The 13,585-nt window shown below is 33.2% G+C and carries 17 protein-coding genes; 12 read left to right on the top strand and 5 right to left on the bottom strand.

Annotated features, from left to right (window positions below):
- The first annotated feature begins 1 nt into the window (after position 1).
- From rpmJ to KFE69_01760, 8 genes are all read left to right on the top strand, one after another.
- A complete protein-coding gene (gene rpmJ, locus KFE69_01725; GenBank protein ID UTW42886.1) occupies positions 2 to 115 on the top strand; it encodes a 50S ribosomal protein L36 in 114 nt (37 codons plus the stop codon).
- A gap of 101 nt (positions 116 to 216) precedes the next feature.
- Positions 217 to 573 carry a 30S ribosomal protein S13 gene (rpsM, locus tag KFE69_01730; GenBank protein ID UTW42887.1) on the top strand — a complete coding sequence of 119 codons (357 nt, stop codon included), beginning with the start codon at positions 217 to 219 and terminating at the stop codon, positions 571 to 573.
- A 30-nt stretch (positions 574 to 603) separates the two neighbouring features.
- On the top strand, positions 604 to 999 hold the full coding sequence (rpsK, locus tag KFE69_01735) for a 30S ribosomal protein S11 (protein ID UTW42888.1): 396 nt from the start codon (positions 604 to 606) through the stop codon (positions 997 to 999).
- 18 nt (positions 1,000 to 1,017) lie between these two features.
- Complete coding sequence (gene rpsD, locus KFE69_01740; protein UTW42889.1) at positions 1,018 to 1,638, top strand: 30S ribosomal protein S4; 621 nt, start codon at positions 1,018 to 1,020, stop codon at positions 1,636 to 1,638.
- 37 nt (positions 1,639 to 1,675) lie between these two features.
- Positions 1,676 to 2,656: a DNA-directed RNA polymerase subunit alpha gene (gene rpoA / locus KFE69_01745; protein UTW42890.1), complete on the top strand. Its 981-nt coding sequence runs from the start codon at positions 1,676 to 1,678 to the stop codon at positions 2,654 to 2,656.
- A 35-nt stretch (positions 2,657 to 2,691) separates the two neighbouring features.
- The gene (gene rplQ / locus KFE69_01750; protein UTW42891.1) at positions 2,692 to 3,126 is read left to right on the top strand and encodes a 50S ribosomal protein L17; all 435 of its coding nucleotides are present in this window, start codon (positions 2,692 to 2,694) and stop codon (positions 3,124 to 3,126) included.
- A 312-nt stretch (positions 3,127 to 3,438) separates the two neighbouring features.
- Positions 3,439 to 4,599, top strand: coding sequence for an MFS transporter (locus KFE69_01755; GenBank protein UTW43944.1), 1,161 nt, complete (start codon positions 3,439 to 3,441; stop codon positions 4,597 to 4,599).
- A 45-nt stretch (positions 4,600 to 4,644) separates the two neighbouring features.
- Entirely contained in the window at positions 4,645 to 5,274 is a 630-nt protein-coding gene (locus tag KFE69_01760) for a LysE family transporter (protein ID UTW42892.1), read from the top strand.
- Here the strand turns inward: KFE69_01760 and KFE69_01765 are convergent.
- Entirely contained in the window at positions 5,269 to 6,447 is a 1,179-nt protein-coding gene (locus KFE69_01765; GenBank protein ID UTW42893.1) for an MFS transporter, read from the bottom strand. The two genes, KFE69_01760 and KFE69_01765, sit on opposite strands and share 6 nt — an antisense overlap.
- Positions 6,448 to 6,554: 107 nt before the next feature.
- Between KFE69_01765 and KFE69_01770 the strand changes: the two genes are divergently transcribed.
- Together KFE69_01770 and KFE69_01775 are read left to right on the top strand one after the other, a co-directional pair.
- Positions 6,555 to 7,436 carry a LysR family transcriptional regulator gene (locus tag KFE69_01770; GenBank protein UTW43945.1) on the top strand — a complete coding sequence of 294 codons (882 nt, stop codon included), beginning with the start codon at positions 6,555 to 6,557 and terminating at the stop codon, positions 7,434 to 7,436.
- 116 nt (positions 7,437 to 7,552) lie between these two features.
- Positions 7,553 to 7,921, top strand: a complete 369-nt coding sequence (locus KFE69_01775) for a hypothetical protein (GenBank protein UTW42894.1) — start codon at positions 7,553 to 7,555, stop codon at positions 7,919 to 7,921.
- Positions 7,922 to 7,938: 17 nt separating this feature from the next.
- On the opposite strand, the gene phaR is transcribed toward KFE69_01775, so the two are convergent.
- The 4 genes from phaR to KFE69_01795 form a co-directional block, all read right to left on the bottom strand.
- Entirely contained in the window at positions 7,939 to 8,457 is a 519-nt protein-coding gene (phaR, locus tag KFE69_01780; GenBank protein ID UTW42895.1) for a polyhydroxyalkanoate synthesis repressor PhaR, read from the bottom strand.
- Between the two features lie 94 nt (positions 8,458 to 8,551).
- Complete coding sequence (locus KFE69_01785) at positions 8,552 to 9,322, bottom strand: Nif3-like dinuclear metal center hexameric protein (protein ID UTW42896.1); 771 nt, start codon at positions 9,320 to 9,322, stop codon at positions 8,552 to 8,554.
- Between the two features lie 62 nt (positions 9,323 to 9,384).
- Positions 9,385 to 10,680, bottom strand: a complete 1,296-nt coding sequence (locus tag KFE69_01790; GenBank protein ID UTW42897.1) for an LbtU family siderophore porin — start codon at positions 10,678 to 10,680, stop codon at positions 9,385 to 9,387.
- Positions 10,681 to 10,818: 138 nt separating this feature from the next.
- Positions 10,819 to 11,706, bottom strand: coding sequence for a LysR family transcriptional regulator (locus KFE69_01795; protein UTW42898.1), 888 nt, complete (start codon positions 11,704 to 11,706; stop codon positions 10,819 to 10,821).
- A gap of 156 nt (positions 11,707 to 11,862) precedes the next feature.
- Between KFE69_01795 and KFE69_01800 the strand changes: the two genes are divergently transcribed.
- Both KFE69_01800 and KFE69_01805 read left to right on the top strand, forming a co-directional pair.
- Positions 11,863 to 12,435 carry a cysteine hydrolase gene (locus KFE69_01800; protein UTW42899.1) on the top strand — a complete coding sequence of 191 codons (573 nt, stop codon included), beginning with the start codon at positions 11,863 to 11,865 and terminating at the stop codon, positions 12,433 to 12,435.
- A gap of 153 nt (positions 12,436 to 12,588) precedes the next feature.
- Positions 12,589 to 13,581, top strand: a complete 993-nt coding sequence (locus tag KFE69_01805) for a phosphatase PAP2 family protein (GenBank protein ID UTW42900.1) — start codon at positions 12,589 to 12,591, stop codon at positions 13,579 to 13,581.
- Positions 13,582 to 13,585 lie beyond the last annotated feature (4 nt).

The raw sequence follows: 13,585 nt of genomic DNA on the forward strand, positions 1-13,585 counted from the left end.
AATGAAAGTAAGAGCATCTGTAAAAAAAATGTGCAGACATTGCCGTACGATTCGTAGAAATGGCGTTGTACGTGTAATTTGCAGTGACCCAAGACATAAGCAAAGACAAGGTTAATATTAATAATCTTGATTTTTTGATCAGTTTGTTATATCTTGAGTGATCTTTGCGTAGATGGGTAATAATTTTAACTAAAAAATAAACTAGGAGATTTGTGAATGGCCCGTATAGCTGGCGTTAATATCCCAGATCATAAACATGCAGATATTGCACTGACTGCAATATATGGCATCGGTCGTCCGAGAGCTATAGAGATTTGTCAAGCGGTTAGTATTGATCCGCAAACTAAAATAAAAGAATTATCGGAAGAGCAGCTCGATGCATTGCGTAACGAGATTGGAAATTATACGGTAGAGGGTGATTTACGCCGTGAAGTATCAATGAACATCAAACGTTTGATGGATTTAGGTACTTATCGTGGCCGTCGTCATCGTCGTAATTTGCCTGTTAGAGGACAGCGTACTAAAACGAATGCACGTACGCGTAAAGGGCCTCGTAAGCCGATTAGAGCGTAAGACAATAATAACGATAGGATAAATAGTGTTATGGCAAAAACATCCAAAACTACATCTTCTCGTAAGAAGGTAAAACGCACCGTAGTTGACGCTATGGCGCATGTTCAAGCTTCATTTAATAACACCATTGTGACCATTACTGATCGTCAAGGTAATGCGCTTGCATGGGCTACTGCTGGCGGCAGTGGCTTTCGTGGTTCGCGTAAGAGTACGCCGTTTGCAGCGCAGGTTGCTGCAGAACGTGCAGGTACTCAAGCACAGGAGTTTGGTGTTAAAAATATTGACGTATTTATTAAAGGCCCAGGCCCTGGTCGTGAATCAGCGGTTAGAGCACTTAATGCGAAAGGATTTAAAATCACCAGTATTACTGATGTGACACCTTTACCGCATAATGGTTGTCGTGCGCCTAAAAAGCGTCGTGTATAAGAATGAGGTTATAAAATTATGGCAAGATATTTAGGACCTAAGTGTAAACTTTCACGTCGCGAAGGCACTGATTTGTTTTTAAAAAGCGGCGTTAAACCATTTGAAGCAAAGTGTAGAGCTAATACAGCACCTGGTCAACACGGTGCTAGACGTGCTCGTTTGTCGGATTATGGTTTGCAATTAAGAGAGAAACAAAAAGTTCGTCGTATTTATGGCGTACTAGAAAATCAATTCAGACGTTATTATACTGAAGCGGCTCGCCGTAGAGGTAACACGGGTGAAAATTTATTAAAACTATTAGAAAACCGTCTTGATAATGTTGTTTATCGTATGGGATTTGGTGCGACTCGTGCTGAAGCTAGACAGCTTGTATCTCATCGTTCAATTTTAGTCAATGGTAAAAGCTGTAATATTCCTTCATACCAAGTAAATGTGGAGGATGTTATTGCAATTAGAGAAAAATCTAAGAAACAATTGCGTATTCAAAATGCTATGGAATTATCTAAGCAACGTGTACCTGTTTCTTGGATTGAGATTGATGAAACGAAGATGGAAGGTGTTTTTAAAAGTGAGCCTGATCGTTCAGAATTATCAGCTGATATTAATGAACAGCTAATCATCGAGTTGTATTCAAAGTAAACTATTAACTTAAAACATAATTAAAAGAGGTCAATCCATGTCAGAGTGTCCTACAGAGCTTTATAAACCAGAGCTGGGTGAAGCAGAGCTGATAGGTACCAATCGTTATCGTGTGGCTTTATCACCGATTGCCGCTGGATTTGCTCATGTGCTTGGGAATTCATTGCGACGAGTACTTTTATCATCAATTCCAGGTGCTGCAGTTGTTGAAGCTCAAATTGATGGTGTACTGCATGAATATTCAACATTAGATGGTGTTCAAGAAGATGTTGTTGAAATTCTATTGAATTTAAAGCAACTAGCTGTACGACTAGAGCCAGGTTATGATGAAGTCTATTTGACAATTAATAAACAGGGACCATGTACAATTACAGCGGGAGATATTGAAACTTCAGGTAAAGCTGAAATTATTAATCCTGACTTTGTAATTGCTCATGTAACTAGTGATCGTGAGTTTGCGATGACTTTACGTTTATTGCAGCGTCGCCGTGGGTTTAGTGTTAATCAAGATGTCAATTTAGCTGAAAGTGAAGTTCGTCCTATTGGTGTGATGACTTTAGAGGCTGGATTTAATCCATTGTCTCAGTGTGCTTTTGAAGTTGAAGCTATCGATGGTAATAGTGAACTATTATCATTGTCTATTTCAACAAATGGTACGATTGATCCACGTGAAGCTGTTGAGCTTGCAATGACTTACTTGTATGAGCAGGTATCTGTATTTGTTGATCTGAAAGCACCAATTGGTTTAGCAAAGCAAAGTGATACACCTGATGTTGATCCAGTGCTATTAAGACCAGTTGATGATTTAGAGTTAACAGTTCGTTCTGCTAATTGTTTGAAAGCAGAGAATGTAAGATTTTTAGGTGACTTAGTACAATATACTGAGTCCGACTTGCTTAAGATACCAAATCTTGGTCGCAAATCTTTGACTGAAATTAAAAGTATCTTATCTGAGCGAGGACTTTCTTTAGGCATGCGACTTGATAGTTGGCCACCTGAAGAGTTAATGGGTAAATAAATAAGTAATAATTTTAACAAGAAGGAATATTACCAATGCGTCATCAGAGAAAAAGCCGTAAGTTTGGACGTACTTCCAGCCATCGCCGTGCGATGTTTCGTAATATGACGGCATCTTTAATTAAACATGAGGTTATTAAAACAACCTTAGCTAAAGCTAAAGAATTACGTGGTGTTGTTGAGCCTTTAATTACATTAGCCAAACGTGAAACAGCTATTCGTCAGGATAAAGAGCTAACTGAACAACAGCGTAATGATAAAATTGTAGCACTTCGTCGCCTTGCATTTGCAAGAATTCGTAACAAAGAAGCGGTTAAGCAGTTATTTGAAACATTAGGCCCTCGTTATAGTGAGCGTCAAGGTGGTTATACACGTGTTTTAAAATGTGGTCATCGCTTTGGTGATTCAGCGCCTATGGCTTTTATTGAGTTAGTTGATCGCCCGATTGAAATTGAAGCTGACGAAGAATAATACTAAAATAAACTTTTCTTATTTAGAAAATTAATTAAAAGCTAAGTGTATTTTAATACATTTGGCTTTTTTTTTGCTTTTTACACTCTTTTTCATTTGATAGTTGAGTTGCATATAGGTATACTATACCTATAGAATACGTGTGCCTTAACTATGTGTATAAAATTTATTTATCTGCATGATAAATTACATATATTTGATTTATTATAATGTTATTATATCATCTATCAATTATAAAAATAAAATCGTTCAGGATTACATGAAATGAATATAAATAAAAATTCAAATACAGATGCAAAAAAGCAAAATACAATGTTTATAATTTTGTTATTATTTATGCCAGTTGTTGGTATGGCTGTTGATTTAGTCGCACCCTCATTACCGGCAATTAGTCAAAGCCTTAATTTATCAGATGCACTAGTAAAAGGAGTAATATCACTTTATTTACTTGGCTATGCATTAGGTAATTTCTTTATTGGGTTTTTAACTGATGCAATTGGTAGGCAGAAACTTCTTCGTATTTCAATGTTTGCATTTGCAATTTTTAGTTTATTACCCGTTCTTTGGCCTGATGTAACAGTATTATTAATTTCACGGTTAGCTCAAGGGCTAGCCGTTGGTGCGGTTGCTGTATTAATTCGTGCTATTTTTTCTGATTCACTAGAGCCAGAACGCTTGGTTAAATTAGGACCAGTAATGGGGGCTATGTGGGGATTAGGGCCTGTTATTGGCCCTGTTATTGGTGGTTACTTGCAATTTTATTTTAATTGGCAAGCAGGCTTTGTTTTTTTCTTACTGGTCGCTATTATGTTCTTTATAGCTATTTTTATGACTGTTCCAGAGACTATTGCTAAAAAGCAAACTTTAAGTCTTAAACAGATGAAAAGTAGCTTAAAAGAAGTATTAGGCCATGATCTTTTTATGGCGTTGGTTATTTCTATGGGCATTACTTATGCGATGATTATTACCTTTCAAACCTTAGGTCCTTTTTTAATTCAAAATGTCTTTGGTCATTCAGCTGCATATTTTGGTAAAATTGCCTTAATTATGGGGGCGGTATTTCTGCCATCTACTTTTCTATGCCGTTATTTATTAAAGCATTTCCAAGTAAAGATATTGTTCTTAAGCACAGTACATATTATTGCGATTGTATTAGTCACTTTATTATTAATTAACCTATTTTTCCCTAATAGCTATGCAATATTATTAATTGCTAGTGTTTTAGTATTTTTTGTTTGTGGTTTTATTTTTCCTTTATCAATGGGTAAGGGTATGTCATTATTTCGCCATATTTCAGGTGCTGCAGCTGCTGTAATGTATTTAGTGAATGTCTTAATTACAAGCTTAGTTTCATTTGTAGAGAGCTTTATCAATGCGGATGTGGTTATTGAAGTAGTGGTGATTTATAGTGCCTTGATGTTATTACTGGTGATCACCTATTGGTGGAAAATACATAAGAATTTGGAAAATTAAAACCAAATTGAATATAATGGTTTATTTGTTTGGGGAAATGCTTTAGTGCTTGAGACGTTATTTACTTTAGGGCTTTTAAATTTATTGGCTGCTATGGGACCTGGTCCTGATTTTGCTGTTGTGATGAAAAACACCTTATTATATGATCGTAAAGGTGGTATTTTTACAGCATTAGGTATAGCTTCTGCTATTTTAATTCACGTCAGCTACTGTTTGTTAGGTTTAGCTGCTTTAATTAGCCATTCTGTATGGCTTTTTGATGCGGTAGCTATATTAGGTGGGAGTTATTTGGTTTATTTAGGTATAGGCGCATTAAAAGAAAAAGTAATACCCATGAAAGCTGTAGAATCGAATCGGCCACAAGCGCGTTTATTCTCACGCTTTAGTCTATATAGAGAAGGCTTTTTAACAAATTTATTAAACCCAAAATGCATTTTATTTTTTATTGCCATGTTTACGCTTATACCTTATCAAGACTTTGGTGTGGGGTTTGGTTTTGCTATTTTAATCGAATTATTTTTAATCGTATTTTTATGGTTTTGTACTTTAAGCTTTATTCTATCTTATCCTAAATTAAAAGCAAAACTTGATAAATATACGATTTATATAGTTAAAGTAACAGGCGTGATTTTAATCATGCTAGGGTTATTTTTGTGGGTTGAGATTTTTTTATAATTTGCTTAAATGATTATTTAATTGCTTAAATGAGTTTAGCGCAATAATAATAAAAAATACTCCTAAAACACACACCATTGCCAATACTGGATTAATGGTTAAATAGCCCATAATAATAACGCCAATGGTTGCCGATACCATATTTAAGAATGACATCATACTAGATGCGCTGGCTTTATCTTTTGCTTTTAGGGTTGCAAAGTAAGAGGCAGAAGGAAAAATAAGTCCAAATGCGGCATATGCACACATAGCAGATATAAAATACCATAAGATGTTATGACTATTGGTTAAGGATAAAATTAATAATGATATAAGGCATGGTATGACTAACACAACGCTTAACTTTAATAAGCGTTGAGCGCCGAGATACTTCATTAAAAATGAACTTAAAATGCCACCTGAAAGCATACCAAATATGGTTAGTAAATTCCATAGACCATAAACACTAGGTGATAAATGCAATTCATTAATTGCAAAAAGTGGTGCGCTATAAGCATAGCCATAACTAAACATAGTCACACTACCAAGCATCAGTGAAAATATCACTAAAGATTTATTTTTTAAAGCAGTAAAATAATCACTAATAATGACGGCTAAATTAATTCTATGGTGAGTATTTTTTACTTTATCAAATATAAAGGTTGTCAGATACATAATGGCACCATGAATAAATAATACGATAAAGCAGTCTTGCCAGTTTAAATACTGTGTTACCATGCCGCCAATAAGTATCGATATGCCTAAGCCTATGGTAAATGAGACGATACAAAAAGATAGTATGCTTTTTGTTTGCTGGTCATTTAAATAAGCATGAATCAGCATAAAGGTGCAACTCAATCCACTTGCAGCCCCTAATGCGGTAATAAAACGACCGATTAAAAGTAGCGTATAGCTTGAAATAATGGTTGCGACTACACAAATGATAATACCCATTAAATTAATAATTAATCCAAACCTTAGTGATTGTAAGCTACCATAGCGGTTGGCTATTGGTCCATAGAGTAATTGTCCAAAAACATAGCCAATTAAAAAAATAGAGATAACCCACTGAATTTGATTGCTACTTAAGTGAAAGCTTTGTTGTATTTGTGTCAATGCTGGTGTAATTATTGTTGCTGAGATTGAAGCAATACAAATATAGCTTAGTAAAATGGTTTTTTTGCCAATATTCATAAGAAATAATCCTATTATTATGTTTTTAGCTCTAGAGGATAGTATGTTTTGATTTGATTGACAATATTGAATATAATTAACTATTGTTAAGAATAAATTTATAATTGATCACTATGAAGCACCAATTACATCATATTGAAACTTTTTTGCAAGTTGCCAAAAATCAGAGTATTACCCAAGCATCCAAGGTTTTAAATGTATCCAAAGCAGCGGTTAGTCAAAGTATTCGTTTATTAGAAGAGTCTTATCAGGTGCCACTATTTATTCGTACTACAAGATCAATTCAGTTAACTGAAGAGGGAAAATTATTATATCGAGAGGCTGTTCGATTAAAAGAGCAGCTTGATCGAATGAATAATTTAGTTTCTGGTTTTACTGATTATCCATCAGGTACACTTAGAGTTAGCTCTAATCCATATTTTGCAGAAGCTCATTTAGTATCTATATTACAAGAGTATTTATCTCAATTTCCCGAAGTGGATGTTGAACTATATACTGAAGAGCGAATGCCTGATTTAAATAAAGAAGCCATTGATATTGTCATTGGTGTTAACTTTCCAGCACCAGATGATATTGTAAGAAAAATTATTGGTAAAACACGTTATATACTTTGTGCATCACCTGACTATTTAGCTAGATATAGTATGCCAGAGACGGTTATGGCGCTTAAAGATCATCACTATATTCCACATTTAGGTAGAAAAATCACAACACCAATTGTTGATCTTAAAGATAATCGATTAATGCCACAATTAGGGGCAAGGCTAAAGTTAAATGATGCACATTTTATGAAACAATGTGCCTTAAAAGGACTAGGTATAATCCAGTTGCATGAGTATGTGATCAAAGATGAAATTGAGTCAGGAGCATTAGTTGAAATATTAAGAGATCAATTTAATTGTGAGATACCCTTATATGCCTATTTTCAAAGACATCGATTTGTACAGCCAAAGATACGTCAATTTATTAATTTATTAGAAAATCGTTAGCTAGAAGTAATATGCTTGATTAAGACATTTTTTATTTGATATAAATAAAGCTATATATAATATAAATTAAGCGATATATGATTATAAGATTTAAGTCATCTAAAACAATGATTATAATGCAATTTGTTTTTTATATTATTGGAATTTATGCAATTAGTGTATTAAATTTCAACTTATGGCTTAAATTGGTATTTATTGCTGTGATAACAGCAATGTTGATATTATTTTGGCTAAGAAGTTATTTAAAAATAGCTAACCATTCAATTCTGTCTTTGTCAGTGAAAAATCATCAGTATCAAATTGAATTAAAAAATGGTCAAATTTATTTGGTAAAGCCATTGCCTAGTACAATGGTAAGTCGTTTTTTTATTGCACTTGACTTAAAAGTTGTTGGTTTAAAAAAAGTATATCGGCTATTTGTTTTAAGAGATAATGTAGTTTCAGAGGCTCATTTTCGCCAGTTAGCAAGGCAGCTAAAAGAATGATATATTACTAATTCTACTTATCTTTTTTCATTTTTGCCTTTGTGTAGGTTTTGCCATGATTTTTGCCATAGCTCTAGATTTTTTTGTGCTAGATTTTGGAAGTAGTCAATTGGATTAAGTTCGTTACTACTTTGATTTAATGGGTTTGTTGCATCAAGCATGGTTGAAACTTTATCTTGAATATTTTTTTGATGTGATAGAAATAATTCAATCGATTCATCAAAATAATTAGTTAAAATATCCTGCATGCTATTACCATATGAACGAATAATTTGTTGTAAAAAATCATTATTAAACATTGGCTTGTCGCTTGTTTCTTCCTGTTCATTAATAATTTGCATTAATACAGTACGTGTAATATCTTCCTTGCTTTTGCTATCAACAATGGCGAAATCCTCACACTCTAGCACTAAAGCTTTTACATCATCTAAAGTGATATAACTAGAAATTGCCGTGTCATAGAGCCTACGATTTGGATATTTTTTAATAACCCTTGCTTTGCTTTGGCTATTTTTTTCAGCTGCTGATCCTGCCATGATAAAGCTCCTTAAAATTTAAATCTGCATTAAATATGATGCTGCAACGATTCTAACACATTACTAAATTTTGTGCAAAGCGATCATATAGCAATTATACGGGATTATCTATGTCGATAAACTTATGTTCTAAATTGAAAAATTGTGCAATATGTTCACCAAGTGCTTTGATACCATAACGTTCTGTTGCGTGATGGCCAGCAGCAATATAATGTATTCCCAATTCTCTTGCAAGGTGTGTTGTTCTCTCAGAAATTTCACCGCTAATATAGACATCTAATTGTGCATTTTTTGCATATGAAATAAAATCTTGTGCACCACCTGTACAGATGCCAATATGCTTAATGCTATTAGGAATATAGTCAGACTGAATGACTAATGGTTTTTTTAGTAAGCTAGACTCTATACGTTCTGCTAAAGTATTCAGTTTAATGCTAGATGTAACTTCAGTAGTTAAGCCAAGTGCCGGTTGTGTGCCAGTTTCGAATGTGCCTGTAATATTTAAATTAAGTTCTTTTGCTAATTGAACATTATTGCCATAAATAGGGTGTACATCTAATGGTAAATGATAGGCGTATAAGCTGATATTATGTTTAATTAATTTTTCAATTCGTTTAAATTTCCAGCTGGTAATTGTCTGTGGCTCGCCTTTAAAAAAAAGTCCATGATGGACGACTAACGCATCTGCATCTTCTTTAATTGCCTGATTGATTAAACTTTCTGAAGCTGTAACGCCACTAATTAGTTTATTAATCGTTTTATTATGACTATCAATTTGTAAACCATTGGGGCAGTAATCTTTTATTAGTTCTTTTTGTAGTAAATCATCTAAGTATTTTGTTAAGTCAAATTGAGTGACAGACATAGTATGATACCTTTAATATGCTTTTATCAAGTGTTATTTACTTATAGTATAAGACTTAAATGCTAGAAATAAATGGTTGTATCTAAGGTGACCGTGTTATTTTCTTGATCATCATAGGTTTTAAGCCATGCATACTCTAGGCTTAATGTTACCGAACTAATAATATTTCTTGAGACAAATACATAAAATTGCTGATGAGGCCCTTTAATAGAGACTGGTTCACCAGCGCTTGCAGCCATTGGAAAGTAGACACCACTCATATTATAGCTTTGTGCATAGGATGCTGAAAACATCGTTGGTTTGCCTAATATTGTAGGTTCATAAACGCCTTGCACATACCAAACACCAGATAAACCATTATTATCGAATACGGGGTTATTGGTTAAGGTAGATTCCCAGCCTGAATAAAGGGTATAATCGCGCCAAGTAATATTACCTTCAACATTTACCAGAGGTGTACGCTTATTCTCTGTATCAGGTGTTGATGTAATACCCATACCAGTATCATTGACATCATGGACATAGCCAATATTTCCGCCTAGAGTCCATTTTGTATTTGGAATATCGTAGCTGTAGAATGAATCAATTAAAAATGTGCCATTACTGGTAGAAGGCTTGATATAAGTGAAGTTAGTAATAAAGTTACCTTTATTATAACCAAGGGTAAGGTTATTAATATAGCCAGGCCTAAATAAGCCTTGTTCAATTGATGCAGCCCAAGGTGCACCTGGAAAAGTACCAAACATTGGGCGGCCTTTACCGACAGTTGCAAAAAATGGTGTTTTATCTAAATTACCAAATGTTATAAATGCACTTTCAGGGCTTGTCTCAATTCCATTACTATCTTGAAAGGTAATCGTTTCAAAATAAATTTGTATCCATTCGCCTGAGTTATAGAGTAAATCAAGATTAGCGCCAGTTAAGAAGGTACCTGAACCATTTTCAATGGTAGTTGACCCACCATCTTGATTGATAACATTAATTTTATCTCCCCACCAGATTTGTGTATCGGTCTCAATTTGACCGCCTAAGACCATGGCATTATTACCAAACTTATTACGTACTTGTAATAAGCTTAATGCTCGAGTTGAGGAAGATAAGCCTTCTAAATAGGTATGATCAACATTATGGTCTAAATAAATAGTGCTTCTAGGCGTTTTATATTTTAAGTTGCTGGTTTCATTTTCATGGTCTTTTGTTTTTACTTGTGCTTTTAATTCATTAACTTCTTGTTGTAATTGTTCAAGTGTTGCCAATTGTGCTTGTGTATCTTTTGCTTGATCTGTATGCTCAGCTGCATAAGTATAGTTCGATGATAATGCGAGGATGGTGCCTAAAAGCACTAGTTTTTTTATCACATTAAAGCTCCTTTGTATCTATCAGAATCTTTCCATGAGTAACAGGTTATTATTTTGATCTAAAATACTATAAGAAGCCAAGTGAAATCTTTAAAAGAAGTTAAAATAATTACTGACTAGTAATTTAACAAGAATAGATTAATTATCTTTGATTATCTCTATTGTCTCAACAAGTTTTAATAGCCAATTTCTGACCTTTCGGGCATTGGTTGAAGGAATTCTTTGCGGTGTATAATGTAAGTAGAATGCATTGCCAGTTGCAACTAAGTTGCCAATAATTTTAATATGCTGATTTTCTATTTCTTGATAAACCAAAGGTAGGTGAGTAACTAAAATACCAACATTATTTTTCACAGCTTCAATTGCTTGAATTGTATTAGATAGAACTAATGTGTTTTTAGGTGGTTGAATTTGATGATGTTGACAAAAAACTTGCCAATCTGAAGTTCTCATAGGGTGGGCAACACTAATCGCTGTATGTTTTTTAATTGCATCAATGATATTTTTTTCTTTTATAAGTGGGGAGGTAATTAAAATGAGTTCATCTAACCAAAGTAAGTGGTGTGGGTTATTTGGTGTATATTTCTCAGGAATAATTGAAATATCAGGTATCATCTGAGATTGTTCAGTTTGTGTATTTACATTTGTCGAAATAATAAGCTCAATTTCAGGATGTTCTAATTGTAGTTTAGGTAAGCTTGGAATTAACCACTGCATTGCAAGTGTTGTGGCAACTTCTAAATGAACAATATTTGACTTAGTTGGCTTTAGTGCTTCTGTAGCTGATGAAATCATCTTAAGTGCTTCATGGATATTTTTATGAAAACGCTTACCTTGTGGTGTTAGACTAACGGATTTATTGTCACGTTTAACTAAAAAGCAACCAAGGTAGTTTTCTAGGATTTTAATCTGCTGGCTGACAGCGCTTGGTGTAATATTTAATTCTTCTGCGGCTTTTGCAAAATGCAGCATTCTCGCAACGGCATCGAAAATAATTAATGATTTAAGCGGTGGTAATTTAAACACGTTAAGTATTCCTAATCATGTATGTAGATATAAATGATTTACGATTATAGCATAATCTAGTAGATTTGTTGGGAATGTAAAGTCATTTGCTTATTTATTATCAATGATTTATTTATTAAATAAATAATAGTAATGTTTAAATAGGAGTAATAAAAAATGAAAAATACATTAATTTTAACTTTAGATTATATTAATGATATAGTAAATCCAAAAGGTAAAATAGCCCATTATGCTGATCGAATTACAGATTATCAGGTTATTGAAAACGCAAATAAGGTGCTTGCTTGGGCTCGAGATAAGCAAATGCCAATCGCGCATGTGAAGGTAGGGTTTAGTCCAAATTATATGGAGTGTCCAAAAAGTTCACCGATGTTTTCAAAGACAGCTGAATTTGGTGCGCTACAATTAGATAGCTGGGGGTGTGATTTTGATGAAAGATTAAATGTAGAAAATGATGATTTTATTATTGTAAAACATAGAGTTAGTGCATTTTATAATACAGATTTAGAAAGTTTACTACGTGCTCAAAAAATAGAAAAAATTATTCTTTTAGGTGTTGCAACTAATTATGCGGTAGATCATAGCGCTCGTGATGCACATGACCGTGATTATCAAGTAATAGTTATATCAGATGCATGTCAGGCACAAAATGACGATGCACATGCAAATTCTTTATCATCAATTGGGCGTTTTTGTGAATTAATTAATACAACTAACTTAGTCCTCTAAAATAATATAACTAGAGTTGTACATATAAATATTGTATAAAAGTCGCACAATTAATTTGTATCGATGGTTGTTTTCTTGTCATGAGTATTATATAATTTCTTCGTTAATAATAATTAGAATAATAAATGTGTGATATTTTAGGGGTTTGTTTCGATGCAAAATTTTCTGGATTTTGTTAAAAAACACGCAGTTATATTAGCTGGTCTTTTTGCTTTTTTGTTAATGGCTATGATTCAATGGAAAGTTCAATATCCTTTGTTTGGTTGGGGATTTGTAATTGTCTTTATTTGGTCATCATTTAGTCTATATATTATTGCACAGATTATCAAATATTTTAAACCTATTCGTCAGAAAGAGCTTTCTACACTAACAGTTAATATTTTGACATTTATTTCAATATCGCTAATAGTTTATCTATTTTGTCGTTATAGTTCAGCAGATTTACCCTTAGTGCCTTATCCTTTAATTGATGCATATCTAGTGAAATTTGATGCATTTTTCCACTTTAATGTTGCAGATATTACAGAATATTTTAGAGTTAATTTGCCATTAGTTAGTGAAGCTTTTCAATACATTTACGCCAGTTTAAAGATAAGCACTATTATAACCTTAATTTTAATACCAATTATTAATTGGAAAAGTTATCAGCGATTAACTTTTATGTTTTTATTCTTGATGGCATTAACCTATATATTTTGCTATTTCTTTCCATCAATTGGCCCTGCTTATTCATATCCTGATGCTTATTTTACAAAGAATGTTATAGCAGTTAAGAATGACTATCTTCAGCTGCGTAGCAATCCAACATCACATGCGGTTAGTGCTTGTGTTTCAATCCCATCTTGGCATGTGATTGGTTCTTTACTGATCCTAATGGCTTGGTGGCCTGTGAAAAAATTTGGCTTTCGTTATTTTGTTGCAATTTATTCATCATTGCTTATTATAAGTATATTTATTACTGGATGGCATTATTTAGCTGATGCTATTGCATCATTTATTTTTATGGGTATAGGGCTTTATACGGCTAAAAAACTAGATATGACTGTACCTACTTATGATTTTTCAATGTTAATGCCGCTATGGAATATTATAAAAGGGTATCGAATTAACAAGAAAATTAAAAAAATAAGTTATGTAGCTGAATAATTTA

The sequence above is a fragment of the bacterium SCSIO 12844 genome, assembly GCA_024397935.1.
Lineage (GTDB): Bacteria > Pseudomonadota > Gammaproteobacteria > Francisellales > Francisellaceae > M0027.

Coding starts and splice junctions, on each gene's coding strand:
- phaR (UTW42895.1), bottom strand. CDS start 8,457: ATGGCAGGATCAGCAGCTGAAAAAAATAGCCAAAGCAAAGCAAGGGTT.
- KFE69_01805 (UTW42900.1), top strand. CDS start 12,589: ATGCAAAATTTTCTGGATTTTGTTAAAAAACACGCAGTTATATTAGCT.
- KFE69_01765 (UTW42893.1), bottom strand. CDS start 6,447: ATGAATATTGGCAAAAAAACCATTTTACTAAGCTATATTTGTATTGCT.
- KFE69_01755 (UTW43944.1), top strand. CDS start 3,439: ATGTTTATAATTTTGTTATTATTTATGCCAGTTGTTGGTATGGCTGTT.
- KFE69_01800 (UTW42899.1), top strand. CDS start 11,863: ATGAAAAATACATTAATTTTAACTTTAGATTATATTAATGATATAGTA.
- rpmJ (UTW42886.1), top strand. CDS start 2: ATGAAAGTAAGAGCATCTGTAAAAAAAATGTGCAGACATTGCCGTACG.
- rpsD (UTW42889.1), top strand. CDS start 1,018: ATGGCAAGATATTTAGGACCTAAGTGTAAACTTTCACGTCGCGAAGGC.
- rpsM (UTW42887.1), top strand. CDS start 217: ATGGCCCGTATAGCTGGCGTTAATATCCCAGATCATAAACATGCAGAT.
- rpoA (UTW42890.1), top strand. CDS start 1,676: ATGTCAGAGTGTCCTACAGAGCTTTATAAACCAGAGCTGGGTGAAGCA.
- KFE69_01785 (UTW42896.1), bottom strand. CDS start 9,322: ATGTCTGTCACTCAATTTGACTTAACAAAATACTTAGATGATTTACTA.
- KFE69_01775 (UTW42894.1), top strand. CDS start 7,553: ATGCAATTTGTTTTTTATATTATTGGAATTTATGCAATTAGTGTATTA.
- rplQ (UTW42891.1), top strand. CDS start 2,692: ATGCGTCATCAGAGAAAAAGCCGTAAGTTTGGACGTACTTCCAGCCAT.
- rpsK (UTW42888.1), top strand. CDS start 604: ATGGCAAAAACATCCAAAACTACATCTTCTCGTAAGAAGGTAAAACGC.